General features: G+C 39.4%; 19 protein-coding genes and 1 tRNA gene. 12 read left to right on the top strand and 8 right to left on the bottom strand.

Going from position 1 to position 26611, the window contains the following annotated elements:
* Nucleotides 1-73: 73 nt before the first annotated feature.
* The 5 genes from rpsU to CH354_RS09385 are packed head-to-tail and all read left to right on the top strand — an operon-like array spanning nucleotide 74 to nucleotide 5577.
* The gene (gene rpsU / locus CH354_RS09405; protein WP_012388550.1) at nucleotides 74-292 is read left to right on the top strand and encodes a 30S ribosomal protein S21; all 219 of its coding nucleotides are present in this window, start codon (nucleotides 74-76) and stop codon (nucleotides 290-292) included.
* A 19-nt stretch (nucleotides 293-311) separates the two neighbouring features.
* Nucleotides 312-767 carry a GatB/YqeY domain-containing protein gene (locus CH354_RS09400; protein WP_100718536.1) on the top strand — a complete coding sequence of 152 codons (456 nt, stop codon included), beginning with the start codon at nucleotides 312-314 and terminating at the stop codon, nucleotides 765-767.
* A 12-nt stretch (nucleotides 768-779) separates the two neighbouring features.
* Entirely contained in the window at nucleotides 780-2591 is a 1812-nt protein-coding gene (gene dnaG / locus CH354_RS09395) for a DNA primase (protein ID WP_100718535.1), read from the top strand.
* Between the two features lie 16 nt (nucleotides 2592-2607).
* Nucleotides 2608-4380 carry an RNA polymerase sigma factor RpoD gene (rpoD, locus tag CH354_RS09390; protein WP_100718534.1) on the top strand — a complete coding sequence of 591 codons (1773 nt, stop codon included), beginning with the start codon at nucleotides 2608-2610 and terminating at the stop codon, nucleotides 4378-4380.
* A 57-nt stretch (nucleotides 4381-4437) separates the two neighbouring features.
* The gene (locus CH354_RS09385; RefSeq protein ID WP_100726920.1) at nucleotides 4438-5577 is read left to right on the top strand and encodes an NADase-type glycan-binding domain-containing protein; all 1140 of its coding nucleotides are present in this window, start codon (nucleotides 4438-4440) and stop codon (nucleotides 5575-5577) included.
* Nucleotides 5578-5628: 51 nt separating this feature from the next.
* On the opposite strand, the gene CH354_RS09380 is transcribed toward CH354_RS09385, so the two are convergent.
* Entirely contained in the window at nucleotides 5629-7236 is a 1608-nt protein-coding gene (locus CH354_RS09380; RefSeq protein WP_100718532.1) for a glycerol-3-phosphate dehydrogenase/oxidase, read from the bottom strand.
* Nucleotides 7237-7333: 97 nt separating this feature from the next.
* Here CH354_RS09380 and tyrS point away from each other — a divergent pair, with 97 nt between their 5' ends.
* The gene (gene tyrS, locus CH354_RS09375; protein WP_100718531.1) at nucleotides 7334-8560 is read left to right on the top strand and encodes a tyrosine--tRNA ligase; all 1227 of its coding nucleotides are present in this window, start codon (nucleotides 7334-7336) and stop codon (nucleotides 8558-8560) included.
* Nucleotides 8561-8632: 72 nt separating this feature from the next.
* Nucleotides 8633-9823: a polysaccharide deacetylase family protein gene (locus CH354_RS09370; protein WP_100718530.1), complete on the top strand. Its 1191-nt coding sequence runs from the start codon at nucleotides 8633-8635 to the stop codon at nucleotides 9821-9823.
* A 64-nt stretch (nucleotides 9824-9887) separates the two neighbouring features.
* Here the strand turns inward: CH354_RS09370 and CH354_RS09365 are convergent, their stop codons facing one another.
* The 3 genes from CH354_RS09365 to CH354_RS09355 all read right to left on the bottom strand — a co-directional run bounded on the left by CH354_RS09365 (nucleotide 9888) and on the right by CH354_RS09355 (nucleotide 13917).
* Nucleotides 9888-13142 carry an efflux RND transporter permease subunit gene (locus CH354_RS09365; RefSeq protein ID WP_100726674.1) on the bottom strand — a complete coding sequence of 1085 codons (3255 nt, stop codon included), beginning with the start codon at nucleotides 13140-13142 and terminating at the stop codon, nucleotides 9888-9890.
* Between the two features lie 48 nt (nucleotides 13143-13190).
* Nucleotides 13191-13730, bottom strand: coding sequence for a peptide deformylase (def, locus tag CH354_RS09360; protein ID WP_100726675.1), 540 nt, complete (start codon nucleotides 13728-13730; stop codon nucleotides 13191-13193).
* Between the two features lie 114 nt (nucleotides 13731-13844).
* Nucleotides 13845-13917, bottom strand: a tRNA-Ala gene (locus CH354_RS09355).
* Between the two features lie 75 nt (nucleotides 13918-13992).
* On the opposite strand from CH354_RS09355, the gene CH354_RS09350 reads away from it, so the two are divergent.
* Genes CH354_RS09350 through CH354_RS09330 form a run of 5 tightly spaced genes read left to right on the top strand, consistent with a single transcriptional unit; the run spans nucleotide 13993 to nucleotide 21847 of the window.
* The gene (locus tag CH354_RS09350) at nucleotides 13993-14304 is read left to right on the top strand and encodes a hypothetical protein (protein ID WP_012388560.1); all 312 of its coding nucleotides are present in this window, start codon (nucleotides 13993-13995) and stop codon (nucleotides 14302-14304) included.
* 4 nt (nucleotides 14305-14308) lie between these two features.
* The gene (locus CH354_RS09345) at nucleotides 14309-17056 is read left to right on the top strand and encodes a SpoIIE family protein phosphatase (RefSeq protein ID WP_100726676.1); all 2748 of its coding nucleotides are present in this window, start codon (nucleotides 14309-14311) and stop codon (nucleotides 17054-17056) included.
* A complete protein-coding gene (locus CH354_RS09340; protein ID WP_100718526.1) occupies nucleotides 17053-17394 on the top strand; it encodes an STAS domain-containing protein in 342 nt (113 codons plus the stop codon). The genes CH354_RS09345 and CH354_RS09340 overlap by 4 nt, the downstream gene beginning before the upstream one ends.
* Before the next feature lie 47 nt (nucleotides 17395-17441).
* Nucleotides 17442-19088: an acyl-CoA carboxylase subunit beta gene (locus tag CH354_RS09335; protein WP_100726677.1), complete on the top strand. Its 1647-nt coding sequence runs from the start codon at nucleotides 17442-17444 to the stop codon at nucleotides 19086-19088.
* 5 nt (nucleotides 19089-19093) lie between these two features.
* Nucleotides 19094-21847: an ATP-binding protein gene (locus CH354_RS09330; RefSeq protein ID WP_100726678.1), complete on the top strand. Its 2754-nt coding sequence runs from the start codon at nucleotides 19094-19096 to the stop codon at nucleotides 21845-21847.
* A 1-nt stretch (nucleotide 21848) separates the two neighbouring features.
* On the opposite strand, the gene CH354_RS09325 is transcribed toward CH354_RS09330, so the two are convergent.
* The 4 genes from CH354_RS09325 to CH354_RS18565 are packed head-to-tail and all read right to left on the bottom strand — an operon-like array spanning nucleotide 21849 to nucleotide 26611.
* Complete coding sequence (locus CH354_RS09325; RefSeq protein ID WP_100726679.1) at nucleotides 21849-22901, bottom strand: protein-glutamate methylesterase/protein-glutamine glutaminase; 1053 nt, start codon at nucleotides 22899-22901, stop codon at nucleotides 21849-21851.
* Between the two features lie 3 nt (nucleotides 22902-22904).
* Complete coding sequence (locus CH354_RS09320) at nucleotides 22905-23393, bottom strand: chemotaxis protein CheD (protein ID WP_100726680.1); 489 nt, start codon at nucleotides 23391-23393, stop codon at nucleotides 22905-22907.
* The gene (locus tag CH354_RS09315) at nucleotides 23394-23870 is read right to left on the bottom strand and encodes a chemotaxis protein CheW (RefSeq protein WP_100718522.1); all 477 of its coding nucleotides are present in this window, start codon (nucleotides 23868-23870) and stop codon (nucleotides 23394-23396) included.
* 14 nt (nucleotides 23871-23884) lie between these two features.
* A complete protein-coding gene (locus tag CH354_RS18565) occupies nucleotides 23885-26611 on the bottom strand; it encodes a methyl-accepting chemotaxis protein (protein ID WP_100726681.1) in 2727 nt (908 codons plus the stop codon).

Genomic DNA, 26611 nt, shown 5'->3' with positions numbered 1-26611 from the left:
GAATTGACAGAATAGGGCGGTTTCCGATACCGTCAAAACTAGACCATTTTTACAAAAGGACAGTTGTTTGTCTATGACCCCACAAGTAGGGATTTATTTAAAAGAAGGGGAATCTATTGAGGCAGCGCTTCGTAGATTCAAAAGAGATTGTGCAAATGCTGGTATCATGAGCGAAATCAAACGCCGTGAATACTTTGAAAAGCCAAGTGTCATTAAGAAAAAAGCAGTGGAAGCTGCAAAACGCAAACGAGACAAAAAGAAAAGATTATTTGCTAAAAAAGATAAACTTTAATCTTTAAGCCGGTTTTCCTATGACCCTGCAAGAGACGATCAATTCCGATCTAAAAACGGCGTTAAAAGCCAAGGATGAAAAAGTCCTCGGCACCTTACGTCTAATGAAAGCAGAAATTCAATATGAATTAACGAAAACTGGCGCTTCTGAACTTTCGGATACTGCAGTCATGCAGATCCTCAAATCCAATTACAAACGCCGTAAGGATACCGCTTTGGAATATGACAAAGCGAATCGTCCCGATCTGTCGAGTAAGGAAATTGAAGAAGCAGAAATCATCTCACGTTATATTCCAAAAGAAGTCTCCGAAGAAGAAATTAACAAAGCAGTAAAAGAAGCTGTAACCCAGTTAGGTGCAAGTGGACCTCAGGATATGGGAAAGGTGATGGGGAATGTAATGGCAAAATTTAAAGGACAAAATATAGACGGCTCCAAGGTATCCTCCCTCGTTAAACAAGCACTTAGCGCCAGTTAAAATAACTAAACTGTGAATCCTTACCAAAGTTTTAAAGAAAGAGTTCGCAGAGAAGTCTCCATTGACTCCTACATCAACCGTTTTGTTCCCTTACGCCGAATGGGTAGGAACCTAGTTGGTATTTGTCCTTTCCATAATGAAAAAACTCCCTCATTCAATGTAAACCCAGAAGGTGGTTTTTACCATTGTTTTGGTTGTAAGGCATCTGGTGATTTATTCCGTTTTGTGATGGATTACCAAAAGGTTGATTTTTTAAAATCACTCGAAATCCTTTCGGAATACTCTGGCATTCCCCTTGTCGAACGAACCAAAGAAGAGGAAGAGTCTGAGCGAAAAAAAGAAGCACTTTACCAAATTTCCCAAAAAGCTCTTGAATACTTCCAAAAAAATCTAAATACGGCTGCCGGCGAACTTGCATTAAAGTATTTGGAATCACGTGGGTTGTATAGTGAAGACATTAAAGTGTTTCAAATTGGATTTGGTCTTCCTGGATTTGGAAATTTGCGTGGTGAATTACTAAAAACAGAAGCCGAAATCAAATTAGGGGAACAGTTAGGTCTCCTCAAACGCCAAGACCAAAACAAAGACCCTTATGATTTTTTTCGCAATCGGATCATGTTCCCTGTCATTGATACCAGGGGAAGAGTGGTTGCCTTTTCGGGTAGGATCCTCGGAGATTCCGAAGAAGCCAAATACATCAATAGCCCTAACTCACTGATTTACGATAAAAGCCGTACGTTTTACAATTTAAATTTAGCCCAAGATAACATTCGAAAAACGAGGGAAGCCGTCATCGTAGAAGGTGTGTTTGACGCCATTGGACTCTTTCGAAGGGGAATCGAATTTGTTGTGGCTCCACTGGGTACGGGATTTACGGAAGGGCATGTTCGTATCTTAAAGAACATGGCAGACAAAGTGTATCTCATGATGGATTCTGATAAAGCGGGAACCAAAGGTGCATTCCGTGCGGTGAACCTTCTCTCCAAAGAAGGAGTGGTTGTCAAAGTATGCCATATCCCAGAAGGAAAAGATCCTTTTGATTATTCCCTCCATCATAACAAACAAGAAATCCGAGATTTACTCGAGGGTGCTGCACCTGCTTCTCAGTTTATGATCCGAGAGATCCTCGGTGGGGCCGGTCCCACATCTCTTGCAGAAGAAAAACAAGCTGGGGTGAAAAAACTTTTCGAATTCCTAAAACCTATGGAGAAGGAAACCGACAAACAGGTCTATTTAGAAGAGGGCGCACGCCAACTGGGGCTTTCGTTTTCTTCTCTTTTTCAGGACTTTCGTGGGAAACCAGGTGTAACTTCGACCCCTGCCGTTGTCGATACTAAGAAAGACCGTTCCATTCAAAAACCGGGGAAACCTTCTCCCGTTCTTGTCTGTGAACGGAAAATGATCGCCATGCTCATCCAAAACTTGGAGTTATTCAGTTTTGCTGATGATTTGTTGTCGCTCGAGTTTCGTGATGAGGTATCTGCCTTTTTTTGGGACTATTTATATACAAAGTATTTGCAGAATGAGAACCTAACGGCTGCAGAAATTCTTTCGAGGGAAGAAATTCCATCGGAATACCTGGGACTAATTGCTGAACATTTTTCGGCCGATGTATCAGTGACCCCAGCTACATTTAAAGCGATGTTTCTTTACCATGCGGATTTGTTGGATGACGCAAGGATGGAAGAACTTGTGAAAGAGATGGCCAAACCTGACTTAACGATTGAAGAAAAGAACAATCTACTGTCAGAACTTTCACTCCTTAAGAGTGAAAAAAATAAGAGATCTGTGTATCTCAGAACGATCCAAACGTTAGAAGTCTAAAGAGGATAAAGGTAGAATGGAAAATCTAGCAAGCCTACCAGAAGTACAAAAGATTATCTCTATCGGAAAAGCAAACCGAGAGGTATCGTATGATGAGATCAATGAAATACTACCGGATAAAATTCTAAATTCCGAAAAGATTGACGATGTCTTCACCTTGTTACACGAGATGGGGATTGAAATTGTAGAGGAGTATTCCAAAAAATCTTTGGAAGAATCCAGTTCTCTTACGACGACTAAAGAAGAAACTACCAAAGAAACAAAAGAAAAACCGGCACGTAAAAAAAGAGAGTCCAGTGTTTCTTCGAGTTCTGAGGATCCGATTCGGCTTTATCTAAAAGAAATTGGTAAAGTTTCTCTGATCTCTGGGGAAACAGAAGTTTTCCTTGCGAAACGAATCGAGAAGGGTGAAAAAATCATTGAAGAAACGATCCTTAGTTCTTCGATCCTCCGACAAAACTTCGCAAAACTCATTCCAAAGATTAAGTCCAAAAAAATCAAAGTGTATGACTTGGTAAAAGTGGACAAAATGTACGCACTCAACCAAGAGCAAGCGGACAAATTAGAAAAAGTATTTTTTGAAAATATGGAACTCATCCAACAGGATGAAAAAGTTCTCAACGAATCCACAAACCGTATTCGTAAGTATTCTGAAAATTCTAAGAAGTTCAAAGAACTCAAAGAAAAAATCGATATGTCTACGGGCAAAATTGATGAGGCCATTCGCAAAATTGGAGTTTCTCAAAAAGAAATCCAAAAGATCTCTCAAAAGATTAAGTCGATGGTTTTCCGTGTTAAGGAAATCGAAAAACATTTCTTAAAAATCAAAGCCAAATACGGTCATGATGTTCGTGAAATCAAAGCTCTCAACCGTTTCATCGAAAAAAATGAAAACCTAGATGAAATCGAAAAGATGATGGGTTGTGACATTGATGAAGTGAGAGAAGTCATCAAAGACATTCGTAACAACGAACGTAAACTTCGTCGAATGGAACAGGAAGCTGGTTCTCCCGTTGGGGAAATCAAAGACTGGGGTGAAAAAATCATCAAAGGGGAAAGGGAAATTGCACAAGCAAAACGAGAACTTGTGCGAGCAAACCTTCGTTTGGTGGTATCCATTGCAAAACGTTACGCAAACCGTGGGATGCATTTTTTTGACCTCATCCAAGAAGGAAACATTGGTCTCATTCGTGCAGTAGATAAGTTTGAATACAAAAAGGGGTATAAGTTTTCCACTTATGCCACTTGGTGGATCAGGCAAGCCATCACACGTGCCATTTCTGACCAAGCGCGTACCATCCGTGTACCTGTACACATGATTGAACAGGTAAACAAAGTGATCCGTGAAACTCGCCTCTTTGTCCAAGAGTTTGGGCGTGATCCGTCCAATGATGAAATTGCAGAACGATTAGGATGGCCTGTACAAAAAGTAAAGGCAGTGAAAAACGTAGCACGGGAACCAATTTCACTCGAGATACCAGTGGGTTCCGAAGAGGATTCAGAACTTGGTGATTTTATCGAAGACAAAGAAGTGATTTCACCTCTGAACTCAGCGGCATCTTCTATCCTTTCCGAACAAATCAGACAGGTGTTACAAACACTTCCTGCTCGTGAACAAAAAGTCATTCGTATGCGTTTTGGTTTGGATGATGGGTATGCACAAACACTTGAAGAAGTGGGTTACCAATTTAAAGTCACTCGTGAAAGGATTCGTCAGATTGAAGCAAAAGCGTTACGTCGTCTCCGCCACCCAAGTCGATCCAAAAAGCTCAAAGACTATATCGATTAAACAAAATTGTTTTTCGCTTGATTGGTCTTTGGAAGAGATTCATGGTTTGGAAAATCCATGGATCTCTTTTTTTATACTCAAAACAAAATGTTTCCGTTTGATTCATCTCGAAACGTTGGGAAAAAGTTCAAAGTACCAATTTTTTTCCATCATGTTTATACATTCGTTCCTATCCTTCTTCTCGTTTTCCTGATTCATTGTAAAGCTTCGGAAAAACAATTGGATTACGAGAAAACCCAAAGTGTTGGCCAAGTGAGTCCCGAAGAACCTTGGAGGTTTAGCCCTGAATTTGCGTTGGATGAAAAATATGGGACTGCATTTTGTGCAAATGCAAAAGAGATAGGATCTGGATTTACTTTATTTTTATCAAACCAAACGAAATTTACAGCATTGCAATTGTTAAATGGATACCATCGTTCTGTAAATGATCTAAAGTCCAATGATATGATTAAAAAACTGAGAGTTTCATCGTTTTGGATGGAGAAAAACGACTCTAAAAATCAGTTTAAACTCGACCGAACCAAAGATGTTGAACTTTCCAAGGCAAAATTTGGGAAACAAGGTCTACAAGTTTTGGATTTAGATTCTACATTCGAAGGGAATGTGATTCGTTTTGAGATTTTAGAGACTTATGGACTTGGTAGTACTAGTCGTGTTTGTCTCTCGGAAGTCAAAATGGGAGAGATGATTAAAGATAGTTTTTCTGCATCACCTTGGGTGTCCTTTGATAAAATCAAATTGGCCATTTCTCAATTTGTTAAGGCGGAACGACATGCATATGGTTTCAAACAATTAGTTTTGGCGAACGAAAAGGGTACAATCTTATTTTACGACCAAGGAACTGTTTTACCTGTTTTTTTTAAACCAGACCAAACCTTTAGTTTTTCTGAGATGTATGGGGAAGGTGACCCAACTAGTTTTTTACCATCACTCATTGGCACTTACACAATCTTACAAGCAACAGAGGAAGGGTTAGAAATCAATCTCAGTTATTTTGACCAAGGTGGGATTGAAAGGAATATATCTTGGATCTTCAAACGAGCGGAAGTTGGTGATGAAGATTATGAAAATTTTAAGACAAAACTAGGAACGAAGTTTTCAGAAGTTTACCAACCCAAAACCCATTTTCTCTTTGTATTGAAGGAAAAAGAAACGGGAAGAACCTTTTATCATTATGAGTTGCCCATTCCGAAATAAATTAGGTGCAAGAGAATCCAGCACCTAATTTATGTTCTAAGTCTTTTTTCGTTAGGAAATTGTTTTCTTTAAATCCTTGATGTGTTTGAGAAGTTCATTTAATGAGGATTTTTTTTCTGTTTCTTTCCATCCGAGTTCTTTCCCGAGCACATTGCTGACTGGAACGGCAAGTGACTCTGCCAGTTTTAGATCTAGAAAAACCACTCTCCATCGTCTGGAAAGAACATCCGAAACAGAAAGTGCAAATTCCTTTTTCACAAAATGTTTGATTTCTTCTGCGAAGTAACCTGACCCTTTTTTGATTTCTTTTGGTTTTTTACCTAGGATCAGAGGCACTTCCCCTCCATAAGAATCCACGAGTCGAACGGCTGTCTCATAAGGAAGGTCATACATCGTTTGGATCTTTGCCACCAAATGTTTGCTATACCCATCTGCACCAGGGAAAGCAAAACTTGCTGTGACACAGTTCATTTTAGAAGGAAGGTTTCCAACAGAAATTAATTTGTCTGTGAGGTCTTCCGCCATTTTGCGGAAAGTGGACCATTTCCCTCCTGACATTGTCACAAGACCAGAATCCGAAACGAGGATGGCTTCTTCCCTGGAAATGGATTTTGTGTCCTTTTTGTCTCCAGTGGATATGAGAGGGCGTAAACCACTAAACACGGATTCGATATCGTCTTTTGTTAATTTTGTATCAAGGTAATCATTTCCAGTTTGGAGTAAAAATTCCACTTCGGATTGTAATGGTAGTGGCTCATCGTCAATTTTTTGGATGGGAGTGTCAGTGGTTCCAAGGAGTACTTTCCCTTCCCAAGGGATCACAAATACCACTCTGCCATCAGCTGTTTTGGGAATGATCATTGCTGTTCGGCAAGGCAGTTTCTCTTTGTCAAATACGAGGTGGATTCCTTGGCTTGGAGCAAGTACATTCTCTGCTTTTGGATCATCTAGTTTACGGAGAGAATCAATCCAAACACCTGTTGTGTTTGCGACTACTTTCGCTTTGATGGAGACAACCTTTTTGGTAAGAGAATCTTTTGCAGTGACACCAATGATTTTTCCATTTGTATCTTTTAAAAAGGATGTCACTTCAATCCTTGAGACAATGTCCGCACCATTTTCTTTTGCAGCCCGAATGGTTGTTACATTGAGTCTTGCATCATTGAACTGTGCATCATAGTAGGAGATTCCACCCTTTAAGTTTTCTTTTTTGAGGGAGGCAAAGTAGTCGAGGGCAGTTGCTTTCGAAATTCGTTCATGGCCTGGGACAATGGATTTCCCAGCAAGGAGATCATACATTGTAAGACCAATGGAATAAAACGGTTTTTCCCACCAAACATAGGTTGGTAAAACAAATGGAAGTGGTTTGACTAAGTGAGGTGCATTGATGAGAAGCCGTTTCCGCTCTGATAATGCTTCGTAAATTAATTTAAAATGGAATTGGGCAAGGTACCTCACACCACCGTGGATGAGTTTTGTAGATCGGGAACTTGTACCTTGCGAAAAGTCTCCTTTTTCCAATAAGGCTACTTTGTAACCTCGGAGACTGGCATCAAGGGCAGTACCGGAACCGGTGGCACCACCACCCAAAATTAAAATATCATACTGGGTTGATTCTAAATGTTTTAGCGTTTGTTTTCTTTCATCTAAATGGTTCATAAGGGTTTTTACGTACTTTGGTGGTTGCCTATAGAGATTCTAAGGTTAGTGTTGTCAAAAGTCACCTTTTCTACCATCGAAAATTTTTGAAATTGTTATGAAAACTGAAAGAGAATTGAACCAAGAATTAGAAACCATCCGCCGAGGCACTGTCGAAATCATCAGTGAAGGGGAACTTTTAGAAAAAATCAAATCCAAACCTTCCTTAACCATCAAAGCAGGATTTGATCCTACGGCACCTGATTTACATTTAGGTCATTTTGTGTTACTGAGAAAACTCAAACATTTCCAAGATTTGGGCCATGATGTTTGTTTTATGCTCGGTGATTTTACGGCGATGATTGGTGATCCTACGGGAAAATCGGAAACACGCAAACGACTCTCCAAAGAAGAGGTATTGGAAAATTCCAAAACCTACCAAACCCAAGTCTTTAAAATTTTGGACCCAAATAAAACTCGTATCCTTTACAATTCACATTGGTGTTCGGAACTAAAATTTGAAGATGTATTGGTTCTGACTTCAAAGTATACAGTTTCCCGAATGTTGGAACGAGATGATTTCACCAAACGCCATAAAGCGGGAACACCCATTTCAATGATAGAGTTTTTATACCCACTTGTACAAGGTTACGATTCCGTTGCAATGAAGTCCGATGTGGAACTTGGAGGAACAGACCAAAAGTTTAATATGCTCGTTGGTCGCGACTTACAAAGAGAATACGGTCAAAAACCACAAGCAGTGATCACCTTGCCGCTCTTAGTGGGGCTTGATGGTGTGAAAAAAATGTCCAAGTCTCTTGGTAATTATGTGGGCATCATTGAAAAACCCATCGACATGTATGGTAAAATCATGTCTATCTCTGACGATTTGATGTGGAATTATTTTGAACTACTGACTGACCTTCCGATGGCAGATGTGGAAAAACGGAAAGAAGGGATTCGTTCCAAATCCCTTCACCCGAAAGAAGTGAAAACGGAACTCGCACTTCTCATCATGGACCAACTCCATGCAAAAGAAGAGAACCTGAAAGCTGTGGAAGAGTGGACAGCAATCCATAATACCAAAAACAGAGCACTCCCAGACGAAATACCAACCGAAAGTTTGGACTCCAGTTATTTTGCGGAAAAACCACCCCTCCTTGTGTATGTATTGTCCCAACTCAAATTCATACCGAGTGTTTCGGAAGGCCGAAGGCTTGTCCAAGCTGGAGGATTGTATTTGGATGAGGAAAAGATAACAGACCCTGGCCTTGTTTTAGAACAGGGGAAAGAATACCTCATCAGGCAAGGTAAAAAAGGGAAATTTTTAAAGATCAAAACCTAAACTTGGGAGTGGGACTAGTATAGAACCCTAGTCCCAATTCCGATAATCGATACTAAGGAAAGCCATACCTACATGTCACTCGATCCGACAAACGAAGAGAAAGAAATCCAGGACATTGTCCATGAACTTTCTAAGGACATAGAAAAGGATCGATTGTTTGCTAAAAAACTCCGTCGTTTTGCCTTTATCTCTGCCTTATCCTTTGTTGGACTTACTGTTTTTGTACTACTTAGTTATATGCTCTATTTGAGCCTCAGTGTCACAAAACTCGAATCTGAAGTAAAAGAAAAAGACCGAAGTTTAAGAGAATTGGAACAGTCTCTTTTTTCTTTGATGTACCAAGAACAACTCAGGGAAGAGAATGCTCTGGCAGGGGACACCGAACCTGATACCGAACTTGCCAAACAAGTCGAAGAAAATATCGAGTTTTTAAAGGAAGTAAGTCAAAATACCAAAGGTCGTAACATCTTACGTGGGAATGAATCTCAAAAGGAAATTGCGTTGACCTTTGACTTGGCAACTGGCGAAGAACTTCCTGTACTTTATAATTACATAAAAGAACATAAGATCAAAGTGACTTTGTTTTTATCCAATGAAAGACCATCCGATATCAATGGTTCCTTTTTTGTCAGACAAAATTTGGATTATATCAAACGGATGGCAAAAACTGGTGCTGTCGAATTTGGGAATCATACTTGGTCCCATTTTAACTACCAACGTTCTGTGACTGAAACTTCCTTAAAAAAAAGAATGGTACTCGAATACTTATCTAAGTCAGTACTCGACCTCCCTCGTATGGCAGAAGAACTCAAACGAGTGGAAGATACCTTTTATTCTCTCACCAAACAAGAGTTAAAAAAATATTACCGTTTGCCTTATGGAGCTCTTAGCCAATTGATTTTAGATGCCCATGCAAGCCTTGGTTATACGGATCACATTATGTGGTCAAATAATGCCAAAGGCTCTCTTGATTTACCAGATTATATCAGCAAACAATTCCTTTATAAAAAAACGTCAAAAGGCAAAAAGGAAGTCGTAAAAAACCCACATTACAAAACAGGGGAGGAAACTCTTACGTTTTTAGACAATTGGGAAAAAGCGGATCCAAATGGAATGAACGGTGCGATTATCCTCATGCACCTTGGTGGTCCTCGAAAATTTGATAAATTGATTTATATCCTTCCTACTTTCATTGAAAGAATGAAAGAAAAGGGTTACAAATTTGTAACCCTTTCTGAAGTTCTAAACGATAAAAAAGATTAACGCTCAGAGATTTTTTCTCCCACTGTTTTGTTTGGACAGTGGGATCACTCAAGAGACTAATCGCTTAGACAAATCTCTTTTTTCGATTTTGATACCGATTCACGACACTGTCTTTAAACGTATATAAGTTTAAGTAAAAGACAGGAACCATAATCAAAGTAATAAACGTGGCAAAAGCAAGTCCCCAACCAAATGCAAGAGCCATAGGAACAAGAAAAGGGTCCTTTCCTCCAATTCCATACGCGGTTGGTAAAAGACCAAGGACAGTAGTAACGGTTGTTAACATCACTGCACGTAAGCGGATACTTCCTGCTTCCACTAACAATTCAAAGGTGGATTTGGATGGGTCTTCAATGCGTAATTGGTTTGCACAATCCACAAGTACAATGGAGTCATTTACGACCACCCCCGCAAGTCCAATGATCCCAAGGAAGGCCAAAAAGGAAAATGGTTGCCCATGAAGTAAAAAGGCAAAAATCACACCAATGACAGCAAATGGAATGGCACTCATCACAATGAGAGGTTGGGCTAAGGACCGGAAGAGGGAGGCAAGGATCATATAAATGATGAGTAGTCCCACAAGGAAAGCTCGCCCAAGGGATGCCATTGATTCTTCTGTGTCTTTATTTTCCCCAGAAAAACGGACCGAATAACCGGGATATTTGGCTATAATTCCTTCTGTGAGTTGTTTTGCTTCCAAATTCACTTGTCTCGATGTGGAAACCGTTTCATCAATATTCGAAGTAACGGTTAAAAGTCTTTTTCCATCCAAATGGTTGATTGATGCACGGCCTGGATTCCGATCATAACTTGTCAATCGTGAAACGGGAATTAGGTTTCCTGTAAGGTTATTTACATATACTTTATTCAAATGTGTAAGAGATGACCTGTATTCCTCAGGGAATCGAACACGTACATCCACTTCTTCATCCGCACGTTTGATTTTGGTGGAAACAGTCCCTTGTAAAGCAGTGTTGATCGCAAGGGAAACTGACTGAACACTCACACCTGCAAACGATGCTAGTGATTCGTCAACGGAGACACGAATTTCGTCTTTTCCTTCGTTAAAGTCATCTCCGATATCAGTAACACCTTTGATTTTTGCTAAAGCGGCTTTGTATTCGGCACCAATTTTAAGTAAGGTGGCAAAGTCGTCTCCTTTGATTTCAATTGCTACTGGTTTTCCAACGGGTGGTCCACCTGCTAATTTTTCAAATTCCAAGTTAACCAGTTTGCCTTTTAAGGGTAAAAATTCACTCGGAATGGCATCAATTTGAACTTTATCCTCTTGTTTTTTGTCTACATTTTCTTTTGCTAATTTTTCTTCGAGTAAAGCAAGAGCCTTTTCATTTAATAGATACTTTGTGTTTTCTCTAACAACTTCGATGATTTTTTCTGTTGAACGATCCCTGTTGTCATCTGGTGTTAGATACACCATAACTTGAGCATAGTTTTTTCCACGTTTTGTAAATGGGTCATTCGGGTCTTTTTGGATGATTCCCACTCTGGATATAAAGTTTTCAACTTCACCTTCCGGAAGTTTGGCGATACTATGTTCAATCGCTCGAATGAAACGATCGGTTTCTTCAAGTTTTAACCCTGTTTCCGCTGTGACTCTCACTTGGAATGTTTCAATGGCACCTGGGAAAAGTTTGAATTTCCCGAATTTGGTTTGGATCGCTAATGAAAAAACAAATAATCCAAGTAATAAACCTACCATTTTCCAACGATTACTCAAAGCAAAACGTAAGAGGGGAAGGTAGGTGTTTTCTTTAAATTTGATGAACCAGTGTGATTCTTCTTTTACTTCACCTTTCATATCACTTGCCTTACTCACGTCATATAAGTGAGACGGTAACATAAAAAAAGCTTCAAACAACGAACTACACAAAGAAAGGATGACCACAAGGGGGATGGAATGGATGAATTTTCCGAAGATCCCTGTCATAAATAACATCGGTCCAAAAGCTGCGATGGTTGTTGTTACCGTAGCAGTTACTGGCGCCAATACTTCACTGGTCCCACGCATGGCCGCTTCAAATGGTTCTTCTCCCATTTCTAAATGGCGGTATACGTTTTCACAAATGATAATGGCATCATCGACCAAAATTCCCACTACAATGATGAGTCCCATCATCGAAATGAGATTTAAAGTAAGTCCCATATAATTCATGGCAACAAAGGTCATAGCAATGGAGATGGGAATTCCAAGTGCTGTCATCAGTGCCATTCTCCATCCAAGGAATACAAATAAGGATGCTGTTACCAAAAATAAACCAGATACAGCATTTGAAGTTAATACTCCAAGTCTCCTTCTGATGTATTTTGATAAGTCGTTTACAAACGCGTGTTTGATGGCTCCATTTGACGAGTTAATAAACGATTCGACTACTTTTTTAGAATCATCTACAACAGTTATGGCATCTGCTTTTTCACGTTTGATGACAGTAAGTGCAATGGCAATGTTACCATTTGATTTATCTAGATACTCTGAATCTTCAAACCCTTCTGTGACTCGCGCTACGTCTAGAATCCGAACGGATCTACCAGCATCATTGGTTCTGATAAAGACGTTTTCGATTTCCTCAGCAGTATCAAACTCACCAACAGTTCGTACAATGATTTCTCTTGTTTTTTCGTTAATGTTTCCGCCTGGAAAGTTAATGTTTCTTTGGCGAAGGGCACTGATGACTTGTGTGGAAGAGAGAGAGAATGCTCTCAATTTATCAGGATCTAAGTCCACTTTCATCTCTCGTTCACGCCAACCTCGTTTGGTGATCCTTGCAACAGAAGGTAGGTCTTTTAGTTTTTCTTCTAAAATTTTTGCTTGGTCTCTGAGTTCTTTTGCACTCAGGATTGGTTTTCCGTCTTTTAGTGTCGATGAGAGATGGATTTCAATCACAGGTTGTCTTGCTGTTGTAATCTCTGTGACAATGGGATCTTCTACTTCGGTTGGTAAATCTTGGATCCTATCAATTGCTGATTTTAAATCATCTACCACTTTCTGAGTGTTTTTTGTATTCGGATCAATTGTAATGATGATCCCAGAACGATTTTCTAACGAAGCAGAACGAAATTCTTTGATTCCATCTACTTCTTTAATCGCATCTTCTAATGGTTTGGTGACAAGTTTTTCCACATCAGCAGGAGCTGCACCAGGATAAAGAGTGGTTACACTCACAATATCGAAATTGATATTGGGAAATGCTTCTCTGTTCATCGTAGCAGCAGTGAATCCACCAACTAATATGATTAAAAAAGTTAATAGGTTTACGAATAAACTTTTGGAAAGAAAATACTGTACTATGGATGAACCCATGGAATCTCCTATAAGAGTGAACCTATAAAAATCAAAATGAAATTTATTTTAATCTAACAATTTACCTGCGGTATCAATGTCTTCGTTATAACCAAACAGTTTTGTGCTTTTTAATCGATCTACATACAATACGCCGAATAAATGATCACATTCATGTTGTAATACGATAGCTCTATACCCTTCAATGATTTCGTCGTGTTCTTCGAAATTTTCATCACGCCATTTCATTCGGATTTTGTTAGGTCGTTCTACATACCCACGCATTCCAGGAACCGATAAACATCCTTCCCAAAATCCATCCCCTGGAGGAGCAAGCGGGGTGATCTCTGGATTTAGGATAATTTGGTTTGGGACTTCAGGGGTTCCTGGGTATCGTTCGTTGTCATCTTCTTGCCCTACGACCACTAATTTTTTTAAAACTCCAATTTGTGGGGCAGCAAGTCCCACTCCATCCGCATGGCGCATGGTTTCAAACATATCGCGTATCAATTTTTTGAAATCCTTGGTTTGGATTTCGGATTCGGTCACATCTTCACTTGTTTGCCTAAGGAGCGGATTACCAATTTTAAGAATTTTACGTACTGCCATAATCTAATATGGAATAGATTGAAAAAGGTCACTGAATGATCAAGTGAACTCCTAATCGATTGAAAAAGAATTTGACAGTCTGGGGTTAAAACGCTGAAATCTCGTGAGGGATTTTGGAGACGAGGGGAATCGAACCCCCGACCTTTTGAATGCCATTCAAACGCTCTCCCAACTGAGCTACGTCCCCTTGTGCTTTTCCAAGGTGCGAGACCGCGTTTGTCTGTCAACAGAATCCCAAAATGGCTAAGGAACCAAAGACTTTATGGGACAAGATACGGTAGAAGAACTCACTAAAAAATTGAAAATCCAATCGGATATCATTAAAGGTTATGAAAAAGTTCTTAGGCTCAATGAACAAGAATTAGCAAACGCAGACGAGATCATTCGTATGTACGAACAAATCATCGATTACTCACGAGTAGAATTAAGAGAAGCCAAAGAAACTGTCCAAGCAAGTACAATGGTATCTAATTTGAGTCGTGATGAACTTATGTCCGCATTTGATAAAATCAAATCTCTCGAAGATGCAAACCGTAAACTCAGAGAAGAATCTTTAAAGTTTAGCAAAGATTAGAACATTGAAACCTCATTCCCTTCCGCCGATTATCTTAAAAAACGAAGATGGCGGATTTTATCTTTCTTCCTCAAACGAACTAGATGATTTATACCATTTTATCTTAGGACAAGCGAAACGATTTGTTTCTGCAAAATCAGCGGCATTATACCTTCGCAATGGAAAAGGGAATTTAAGTAAAATTGGGTTAGTCGCAGACAAAACAAATGCCGGACACATCGCCAAACATGTGTTTAAGTCTAAAAAAAGCATTCTTGTTAAAAAAGGTACTCAGTTAAATACGAATGATGCGCCTGTTTCGGAATCATATATAGCTTGTTATTTGGGAGATGAAATAGGGGACATGTCCCTTGGTGTTTTGGTTTTGGAAGGAATTAAACATTTCCAAAATTTTTCAGAACAAGATTTAGATCTTATCAATTATTTTAGTGCCAACTTAAACGCTTTATTTAAAGACACTGTTTTTTCTGATGTTGAGCCTCAGTTTTTTAACTCACTGACAACTTCTGTTCTCCTTCTGATTGATAACGCAAATATTCATAACAATAATAATCGTCTCCAATACTTTTTGGAGGAAATCATTCGTGTGGCGGTTCTCATCAATACAAGTGTTGATTTGGAACATGTACTTGTAATGGTAATGGAATCTGCAAAATCTGTGTTTCGGACAGAAGCGAGTTCCTTACTTTTGTTAGATGATAAAAAAGAGTATTTGGTTTTTCATACGGTAACTGGTGAAAAAAGAGAAGAGGTTTCGAAAATCAAAGTACCTGTGGGGCAGGGAATTGCAGGCACTGTAGCGGTGACCAAACAGCCGATGATCATCAATGATGCACAAAATGATGACAGGGTCTTTCGGGATGTGGACAAAGCATCCAATTTTGTGACCCGTAATATATTGGCAAGTCCTCTCATTGTGGGAGACGAAGTGATTGGTGTGATTGAGGCAATTAACACCATTGATCGGAACAATTTTAGCCAAGATGATATTGATACATTTTTATCTTTTTCCAGTGCGTGTGCAGTTGCGATACAAAAAACAAGGTTATTAGATAACCTAAATGTCACAAACTTAGAACTCAAACAAAAGTTAAGTACTCTTGAATCTATCTTTGATTTGGGACAAGCGGTTCTTGAATCGCATGATGAATTGGGTCTTATGTCAAAAACCCTTAGCATTCTCACCAAAGAATTGTCATGTGAAGATGCGGGAATGGTTATCATTGAGGAAAAAAACAAAAATAGAATCCAAGTGTATGCAAGGCAGTTGGGGATCGTAAGGGAATCCTTTTTCCCCATGTTTGAAAGTCGTTTGTTCTTAAGCCTTATGGAATCTGGGAATCCTAGAATGGCAGTCGTCACTCCCCAATTGGAAGAATCTTTTTTGGAATTGGAGTTTTATACACTTAGGAAAAATTTTCTCATTTTGCCCATTTCTCCTAGGGGAGGGAATTTACGCGCGGCGCTGTATGTTAGTGGGAAACATTCCGCACATTCCTTTAATGAAACAGACCTTCGGATGTTAAAAACATTATCCTCGCCGTTAGCCAAAGCTTACGAAAATTTACGCCTTAACCAAGAAATCATTACCAAAAAATCGATCGAAAAAGAAATCGAAATCACAAGAAAAATCCAAAACAATATTTTACCCAATGCTCTTATCCAATCCCCATTATTTGATTTGGGTGTAAAGTCAGTTGCCGCCAAAGAGGTGTCAGGTGACTTTTATGATTTCCATGCTTTTGGGGATGAACAGTTTTCCTTTCTTGTGGCCGATGTGTCTGGGAAAAGTTTACCTGCTGCTATTTTTATGGCTATGTCCAGTTCGATTATCCGAACACTTTCCAGAACTACGGATATGTCTCCCTCCGAATTACTCTATCGGGCCAATCAATTGATTTATGAAGATTCGCAGTCGGGGATGTTTGTTACCTTATTCCTAGTCAATTACCAAAGAAAAACCCGAACCCTAAAATTTGCATCCGCAGGTCATAACGATCAAATATGGATCCGAAAGGATGGAAGTTTTGAACTCCTAAAAGGAAAAGGGGCACCTCTGGGTGTGGTCCCTCATACCAATTACCATGGTGGTGAGATCCAATTAGAACCAGGTGATATTTTGGTCTTTTATACAGATGGAGCCATTGAGGAAAAAAGTCCTGATGGGGAAGAATATGGTCTCGACCGCTTCATTGATTATATCATTCAACGAAGAGAGGAATCATCTCAAACGATTATCGAATCCGTTTATGATGACATTCGGTCTTTTTCAAAGGCGGAAGAACAATACGATGACTTTACCGTTATGATTTTGAAGTTTGCGGAGGTGGAAAGTTTTGAAATGGTAAAAACCTTTGATGCACACCCGAATGAAATCCCAAAACTACGTGATTTTATTTCCGAACATTTAGAGAAGAAAATCACAAAACCTTTTGCCTTTGATGACATCTTAATATCTTTGGATGAAGCAGCTACCAATATTGTGATGCATAGTTACAAAGATACGAATCTGCAGAATCCAAAGTTTGAATGTAAATTTGAACTCATTGGAGATAAGTTAAAAATTGTTCTCGTAGACGAAGGGAAACCTTTCGACAGGAAAAAAGTTCCTAAACCTTCCGTGGAAGCCAATTTGAAAGGTGAACGAAAGGGAGGGTTCGGTGTTTATCTCATGGAAACCCTTATGGACAAAGTATCGTATGAATACAATGGGAAACAAAACATAACCTATTTGGAGAAAACAATCGTATGAACGAAGATAAAATTGGAATCCGTTCGGAAGAATTGGGAAACAAGATGGTTGTACACGTCCAAGGCAATTTGGATGTTCACAACACACACAAAATTGAAAAAGATTTACTCACTCTCGTTAGTTCTTCGGGAAAGTCTGTGATTTTTAATTTGAGTGAAGTGCCTTTTATTTCTTCTGCCGGACTTCGCCTCCTTGTCACAACCCTTAGGCATTGCCAAGAACAGAAAATCAGCATTTCCATCTGTGGTTTACAACCAGCAGTTGAGAAAGTCTTTGATATCATCGGGATGCAGCAGTTATTCACAATTTATCCTGATTTAGAAGCAGCTTTAAAGTAAAAATCACTTTTCTAAGTGATCCTAAACAAAACATTGGAAAAAAACTTATGGAAACCATGCAGTATTCCCTAAACAACCCGTTCAAAGAATCCAAGGCTCCGGAGACCAAAACCGGAATTTATGATGATGCACTCAAACTTGGAAAAGAATTAATCGAAAAACCATTTCTTGGTGGTGGTGAAGACAGAATTCGTGTCCAACACTCCAAAAGTAGGATGACGGTTTGGGAACGAATTAAAGTTCTCACAGACGAAGAACCAAATATCACCTACCAAAACTGGGGTCCCAATTTAGATGGAGCTTCCATTGTTACGGGGATTCTAAACATCAAAGGTCGCGACGTTGCGGTCTACGGTCATGATTTTACCCTTCGTGCTGGATCCATGGATGCGACGAACGGAAGTAAACTCGCGCGACTCATCCAAATGGCTGGAACTCATGGAATTCCACTCATCGGGATGAACGACTCTGCAGGTGCGTATGTGCCAGCGGGTGTGGGTGGTCTAGACGGTTATTCGGAAGCCTTCACTGCCTTACGTAAAATCAGTGGTGTTGTTCCTTCTGTGATGCTGATGTTTGGGTTTAACGCTGGTGGTGGTGCTTACCTCCCACGCCAAGGATCCTTTATGATCCAATGTGATGGTACTTTTTTTGGTCTGACTGGACCTGGAGTTGTAAAGTCAGTCCTTGGAGAAGATATCTCTGCGGAAGACTTAGGTGGACCCAAAGTACACGGACAATCTGGTGTGGTTGACCTTGTCACAGGTGATGAGTTGGGATCTCTTCGCACAGCAATCCGTCTTCTTTCTTATTTACCAGACAATAACCATAGTTTTGCGCCTTTTTACCCAACCTCAGACCCTGTTGACAGATTTATTTACGAAGAAGACATTCTGTTCCGAAAAACCTTCAATTCCCCTACAGGAATGAACACTCCATTTGACATCACACTCTATTTACAACAGATTTGTGACCACGGTGAGTTCTTTGAACTACAACCACAAAGAGCAAGAAACATTGTCACTGCCTTTGGTCGAATTGGTGGTCATGTTGTTGGTTTTCTTGCCAATAATTCTGCTGTGTCTTCTGGTCAGATTGACATTGGAGCGTCTCGTAAAGGGACTCGTTTTGTTCGATTCTGTAACTTGTACAATATCCCAATGGTGTTTGTAGAAGATACGACTGGATTTTTACCAGGTCGTGACCAAGAACATAATGGAATTGTACTCGAAGGAAGAAAACTCCTCGATTCCATCATTGACCTTCGTACACCAAGACTGACTCTCATCATCCGGAATGCGTTTGGTGGTGCTTATGCTACATTTAACTCCTATTTTACGGGAGCATCGATGGTATTTGCTCTTCCGACTGCAAGGATTGCCGTTATGGGACCTGCTGGAAAAGAGTATGTCTATAAAGATGAAATCACTGGGGTTCAAAAAGAATACCTTGCCAACATCAAAAAAGGAATGAGTGAAAAAGAAGCGATTTCCATTCGAGATGGAAAACTCTTTGAAATTGGCCAACGATACGAAAAAGAGCTGATGAATCCAAAAGAAGCTCTTTCTCTTGGTTCTGTTTCTTCCATCATCCTACCAGGTTACACTCGTAATGTTTTATCCAAAAACTTAAGTTTCCTGATGTCGAAATACAAACCGGCGGAAATGTCCGGACCTCAAAGGGAGTTTGAATAATTTCCATGTTAGATAAGAATTTAAAACGCATTCAGTTCCAAGAATCAGAATCCGCATGGATTCGTTCCTTCAGTGTGGAATCGATCAAGTGCCTCATCGTTTGCCGTGGTCCAGTTCGTAAGGAAACCATGGATGTATTTGATGCTATTGGTGTGAAAGAATATGGAATTTTACTTTCTGAAAAAGATTCCATTGTCTACCCAAAGGCACTGGCTCCAGAACTTCGTAACTTCCGTTTCCCAGAAAACATCCACCGAGTTCCGGATTATATGGGAGCAGGCAAGGAAGAAAAAGAACAAAGAATTCACCAAATCATTGGAATCGCCAAAGACAATGGATACACTCATATCTTTGCAGGTTACGGATTTATGGCTGAAGATGCTGAGTTCATCGAAGCCATTGAAAAAGCAGGCATCATTTTTATGGGACCAAGTTCCCATGTCGCAAAAGGTGCGGGTGCTAAAGACGAAGCAAAAAAACTGGCACGTAGTCTCAATGTTTCTGTTACCCCTGGTGTGGATAATATCACAGCACTTGCTTTACTTCGTAAAACTGGGAATTCCAAGGACGGCCTTCTAAAGGTAGCCAAAGAAAATAACTTAAACTTCTCCTTTGATGAAAAAAAATCGTTAGAAGACAATGCGGAAAATTTACTCCAATTGTCTTACGAAAAAACGATCGACATCACTTCCATTCCTGACCTTCAAAAAGAATCAGAAATCCTTTGTGAAGATATTTGGAAAAAGTATCCAGGCAAACGAATTCGCTTCAAATACATTGGTGGTGGTGGTGGTAAAGGCCAACGTGTGATTTCTTCCAAAGGAGAAATCGAATCTGCTGTGATGGAAATCTTAGCAGAGTCCAAAGTGACTGCCGTTGGATCCAACAGAAACTTCCTCATTGAGTTAAATATCGAAAACACTCGTCACAATGAAATCCAGCTTATCGGTAACGGTGAATGGTCCTTGTCTCTTGGGGGACGTGATTGTTCCCTTCAGATGCACGAACAAAAACTCTTAGAGATTTCACAAACTGTGGAACTTTTACAAAAAGAAGCTGACCTAGTTCGTTCTTCGAATGCAAAAAAAGCAGCTATCTTAGATAAAGATGTGCAAACGCTGAAAGACATGGAACACCAAGCAGAAGTGTTTGGGAAGGCAATTCGCCTTAACTCCGTATCAACATTTGAGTGTATCGTAGAAGGGAATAGTTTTTTCTTTATGGAAGTAAACACTCGGATCCAGGTAGAACACCGTGTGACCGAGATGGTTTACAAGATGAAGTTTACCAATCCTAACGATCCAAATGACTTCTTCTACATAGATTCTCTAGTGGAAGCGATGGCAGTTCTTTCCATCCACGGACCACGTGTTCCAAAACCAGAACGTATCGTGCGAAATGTTTCTGGGGCAGAAGTTCGTATCAATGCCACTAACCGTGCCTTACAACCACACGCAGGTGGAATCATCCAAAACTGGTCAAACCCACTTCCAGAAGAGATTCGAGATGACCAAGGGATTTGTACAAGAAACCCAGACACGGGAGCATTTGTGCATTACAACTTGGCTGGTGCTTACGATTCCAATGTGGCCCTCATCGTTTCTTATGGCAATAGCCGTTCTGAAAACTTAGAAGTGTTAGGGAACATTCTTCGAAAAACAGAACTTAGAGGCCAAAACCTTGAAACCAACTTACTTGTCCACTATGGTCTCATCCAATGGATTTTAGGTAAGGATGCGATGTTCAAACCTTCCACTGCGTTTATGATATCGTATCTAGCAGGGATTGGTGCTTTACAATCCATTATCAATGATTTGGATTTGGAATACCTTTGGTCGGAAAAAACCAAGGCAGCAGATGCTGATCTAAAGAAAGTCCTTGGGAAAAAAATGACCCTTGTGATCCGACCTATGGAAAGACTGCTTGCCAATCCACATTTACTAGGTGGATTTTTAGGATACTTTGATGGTAAACTATGGTCACGAACAGGAAACCAAGTTTCTTTCAACGAAAACCCAATCCAATTCTTAGATTCTTTGTATTACTACTTAAATCTAGATGCGACGGAACAAAAAGCAAGTTCAGAAAAGATTTGGGATCACGACGAAAACTTACTCATCGAAGCAAAAGAGTTTTATTCTGAATTTTCTAAACGCACCGGTCTTAAAAGTTGGAAAGAAATCGTCGATGTGTTTGCGAAAGGGAAAAACCCATCCAAAGAAATTTCAGATGAACTTTGGGAAAAAGTAAAAGCAAGTCATAACGGATTCCAAGCGGGACTCGAAACTTTGTTATTACTTCCCAAAATCGGATTGAAATCGAATTTTTTTGGTTTAGATGTGAATGCGGATTTGGATGGAGTTGTTCCAGATGAATTCAAAAACAAAGACACACGCGATGCGTTCATCAAAACACTAAACCCTCCACCAAAAATGTCAGGTGATGAAATTGTTGCTCCGATGGGAGGAATGTTCTATTCCAAAGAAGCTCCCAACCTTCCACCTCTCATCAATGAAGGAGACCATTTCCAAGCAGGACAACCACTCTTTATCATTGAAGTGATGAAGATGTTTAACAAAATCCTGGCACCAGTGAGTGGGACAATCGTGAAAAATTTGATGGTGGATTCCGATGGAAAGATTGTGACAAAAGCACAACCTATCTTCAAAATCAAACCAGACGAAATTTTGAAGGAAGAATCTCCCGAAGAAATTCGAGCAAGAAAAGTAAAGGTAACAAAGGAATTGGGGCTCGGTTGATTTAACCGAAGCCTACAATGGATTTGTGAATTTCACCGAGAGGGAGGATGTGGTCTACACATCCTCTTTTGATTGCCTCTTTAGGCATTCCAAACACCACAGATGTCTCTTCATTCTGGGCAATTGTTTCTGCTCCAGCCTCTTTCATTTCAACAAGACCTGATGCCCCGTCGTCACCCATTCCCGTCATGATGATACCTCTGGCATTTTTCCCAGCTGACTTGGCCACGGAACGAAATAAAACATCTACAGATGGTTTGTGTCGGTTGACAAGAGGTCCATCCACAACTTCTACAAAGTATTGAGCTCCAGAACGTTTGAGTGTCATATGTTTGTTCCCAGGAGCAATGAGGGCAAGTCCTTTGACAACCCGATCACCATGTTTTGCTTCTCTCACAACAATTTCACATATGGAATCCAATCGTTTGGCAAAAGCCTCTGTAAATTTTTCTGGCATATGTTGCACAATGACAATTCCAGGAGTTTTATCTTTTGGCAATTTGGTTAACACGTGTTCCAGGGCAATGGTGCCACCTGTTGACGTGCCGATTGCGACTATTTTTTCTGTGGCTTGTAAAGATGAGAGTTCTTGTTTTTTATCCAATTGGATTTTAAATTCATTCGAATGACTTGGTTTAGGTAAATGTTTGATGGTGGCAGAGGCAGCTGCAATCACCGCATCCGTGAGGGCAATTGTGCTTTCATTTAAAAAGTCTTTTAGTCCAATTTTTGGTTTGGTGATGATATCACAAGCACCTAGGTTCATTGCAAGGATAGCCGTTTCTGAACCTTCTGTTGTTAAGGTAGAGCAGATGACAACCGGTGTTGGCCTCTCTGTCATGATTTTTTTGAGAAATGACAAACCATCCATTCTAGGCATCTCAATATCGAGAACAATTACGTCAGGCCAATCATTATTCATTTTGTCCAAGGCAAAAATAGGGTCAGAGGCACTTCCTAAAAATTGGAAATTTGAATCTGTTTTAAAAATTTCGGTTAACACTTGTCTTACGACAGCAGAGTCATCGATGACAAAAACTTTAATTTTATTCATAACTTAATGTTTTTCTACCCAAACTTCACCATCCCAAATCGAAAAATAAATTTTTCTCGATTGGTTTCCACCAGTATCTTCTGAAATAACTTTAATTTGATTTTCTAATAGAATTTTTTTTGCAAATTCTGTATTTTTGGTACCGATTAGAGTTGTTGTATCATTTCGAAAAATTTCCCTTTCCTCGCCGAGAAACATATTCGAACCACCAAATATCTTAGCTGAATATTGATTGGGTTTTGTGTGTTTTTTTTTGATCTCAGATATAAAATACTGAAATGCATCGATTCCGTATTTGTATGTTTTTTCCAATTTGATGTCAGCAGGGTAGGGAAGTAAAAAATGGCACATACCTCCGATATAAAGGGTTGGATGCCATAATACGATGGAAACACAGGAACCAAGAAGTGTACGTACCCGATAGTTACTATCACCGAAGAAAATTTCTCCAGGATTTAGAAACCGGTCTATCACTTCAACAGGAGGTTCCATTTAACTCACTTGTGATGATGTTTCTTGGATGGTTTGGATTTCTGTTAAATCGAGGATTTGGTTGATTTTCAAAATAATGACAAATTGATTTTCTAATTTCCCAATCCCCTGTATAAAATCCAAACGAATTTTGGATCCAAAACTGGGTGCATCTTCGATTTGGTTTTCGGGAATGTCTACTACCTCATTGACCGCATCAACCAGGAGACCCACATCAATTGTTTCTTTTTCCAATTTGATCTCAGTGATGATGATACAGGTTTTGCGATTGGTTTCCGTTTTCTTTTTATAAAACCGCATGTTTAAATCAATCACGGGAACTACATTTCCTCGTAAATTGATCACTCCTGGAATGTATTCTGGCATCATGGGAACATGAGTCACTGAATCAAATTCGATGATTTCTTTTATGTATAAAATCCCTAATCCAAATAATTCATTGGAGAGTAAAAAGGTTAGGTATTGAATTTCCTGCATTTTGTTTCCCTCCCTTAATATTTTTGGAATTTATCATGATCATTGGAATGGTCTATTTTTGTATTTCCACTTTCTTTTTTCCCTGTGGGTTGTTTTGAGAGAGAAAGTCTACTCGATTTGTTTTCCACTTGGTTTGTTACAGTTGATAACTTTCCTAATTTGAAAAAACTAATCGAAGACATGAGCCTTTCCGACTGCGCTTGTAATTCTTCTGCAATTGCTGCTAGTTCTTCCGATGCACTTGCAGATTGTTGTGATACTTGGTCGAGTTGGCCCATGGCTTTGTTCACTTCATTGACGCCAGATGATTGTTCTTGGCTCGCTGCAGTGATTTCTTGCACTAGGTCTGCCGTTTTATTGATCGCGGGCACAATCTCTTCAATTAACTTACCTGCTGATTCTGCAATTTGAACGGAACTTCCCGCAAGGGTTCCAATTTCATTTGCTGATTTTTGGGAACGTTCTGCGAGTTTTCTCACCTCGGAGGCGACAACAGCGAAACCTTTTCCATGTTCTCCAGCCCTTGCTGCTTCGATCGCGGCATTTAATGCAAGTAAGTTGGTTTGGTAAGCAATGTCTTCAATGATGGAAATTTTATCTGCAATTTCTTTCATTGCTTTCACAGTGTTTTTGACTGCTTCACCACCTTGTTTTGCATCTTTTGCAGATTTTGTTGCAATGGTATCGGTTTGTTTTGCATTTTCTGCATTTTGGTCAATGGATGCACCCATCTCTTCAAGAGATGCAGATGTTTCTTCGACTGAGGCTGCTTGTTCACTTGCACCTTGTGATAACGTACTTGCTGTGGATGCAACTTCATCTGCGGCAGAAACAAGGGCATCTGTGTTTGTTCTTACATCATTAATGATCTCAACCAGTTTTTTGGCTGTATTATTGAAGGAGTCTCTTAGTTTTGCAAATCCACCCTCATAATGGCTTGTGATCAGCTGTGTTAAATCTCCATTTTCAAGAGCGGCAAGTCCAACCACTAAATCATCCACGATCCTTGCTGTTTCGATTGCCAATTTTTTTTGATCCGTGATGTCGGTTGCAAATTTAATGACTTTGTATGGTTTACCGTTCAAATCCAAAATAGGGTTGTAAGTTGCTTGTAACCAAACTTCTTTTCCACCTTTCCCAATTCGTTTGTATTCGGCTGTTTGGAATTCACCACGTGCTAAAGATGCCCAAAATTGTTTGTATTCTTCCGAATTCACATAACTTGGTTCCACAAACATACGATGGTGTTTTCCTTCGATTTCTGATAAGGAATAACCCATTGTATTCAAAAAGATTTCGTTTGCAGTTAAAATGGTTCCATCCACTAAAAATTCAATGGTAGCTTGTGCACGATTGATAGCTTCAATTTGGCTTGTAAATTCTTGGGTGCGTTTTTTATTTTCAGTGATATCAGTTGCAAACTTAATTACCTTTGTGGCCACTCCATTCGCATCGAGGATTGGAGTGTAAGTTGCTTGTAACCAAACTTCTTTTCCATTTTTGCCAATCCGTTTGTATTCAGCGGTTTGGAATTCCCCACGGTTTAAGGCAGCCCAAAATTGTTTATAGGCATCAGAAGAATACTCCTTTGATTCCACAAACATTCGATGGTGTTGGCCTTTAATTTCAGGTAAATTGTACCCCATTAAGTTTAAAAAGTTTTCATTGGCAGTGATGATGGTTCCATCCATTTGGAATTCGATAGTCGCTTGAGACCTGTCTACCGCTCTAGATTGTGCATTTGTTTCTGTTACGTCTGCCCATTCAACAACACTGCCTAATCTTTCTCCTGTTTCCGTAAGAATGGGATTGGCAATTAAATTGAATTCCCGATTTCCTATTTTGATGTTTGTCCGATGTTCAGAAGTGAAGGTTCCAAGTAACCTTCTTTGGTGGCTTGGGTCCTTATGGTATCCATCTATGTTACTTCCCATAAGATTTTTAAGTGAAAAGTTTCGGATTTGTTTTTGGATGTCTGCTTCCGAATTAGAGAACATTTTATGAATTGATTTGTTCATATAAACAACATCTAAATTCAAGTCTGCAATCATCACATTTGTAGAAACAGAATCAAGTGCGGTTTTGATTTGGATTGATTCTTTAAAGGGTTTAGAAATTTGTTTGATGAGGAAAAGTAATAAAATGAGAGAAATTACGAGGAATACTATGCTAACAGTTGGGATCGATAAGTCTTGTTTTGATTGGTTCGATAAAGTAACATTCACTTCTTTTAAATTTGATTCGAAAAAGAATTTTTGTAACTCCTGTAAACTATTAGAATAATTTTTCCATTTAGTAGATAAATCTGGATTTAAACTTTCTTTTTGTTTATTGTTGGATTGTGATTCGCGTTGGCTTAAACTAAAACGAACAGATTCTGTATATATGTTTTTGTCATTAATAGTTGTTTGAAGTTTTTTCTTTTCCTCTTCTTTGGTGAAAAGATTGGATACAATCTCATATGATTTGTCTAATTTTTCAATATCGTATTTGATTTTCGCAATCTGTGATTCCTGTGGTTCGGATGACAGCAGTAAATTTGTGACTTCTTCCTGAATTGATAAACTCAGTTGGATTAAATGAGTAATGGAGTCCGACTTTTGGATTTTTTCTTCCGTATTAATACTTGGAGTGTCTTGTTTCGAGAATAATCCATATTGATACATATTGATCCAGATGGTAAACAAAACTCCGATTAAAAAATACCCGACTAACTTTGTGTTTGTGCTAATTGACTTCAT

Origin of the sequence: Leptospira levettii (assembly GCF_002812085.1) — a bacterium.
Lineage (GTDB): Bacteria > Spirochaetota > Leptospiria > Leptospirales > Leptospiraceae > Leptospira_A > Leptospira_A levettii.
The sequence above is the reverse complement of the archived record's forward strand: the minus strand, read 5'-3'. Positions and strand labels throughout refer to the sequence as shown.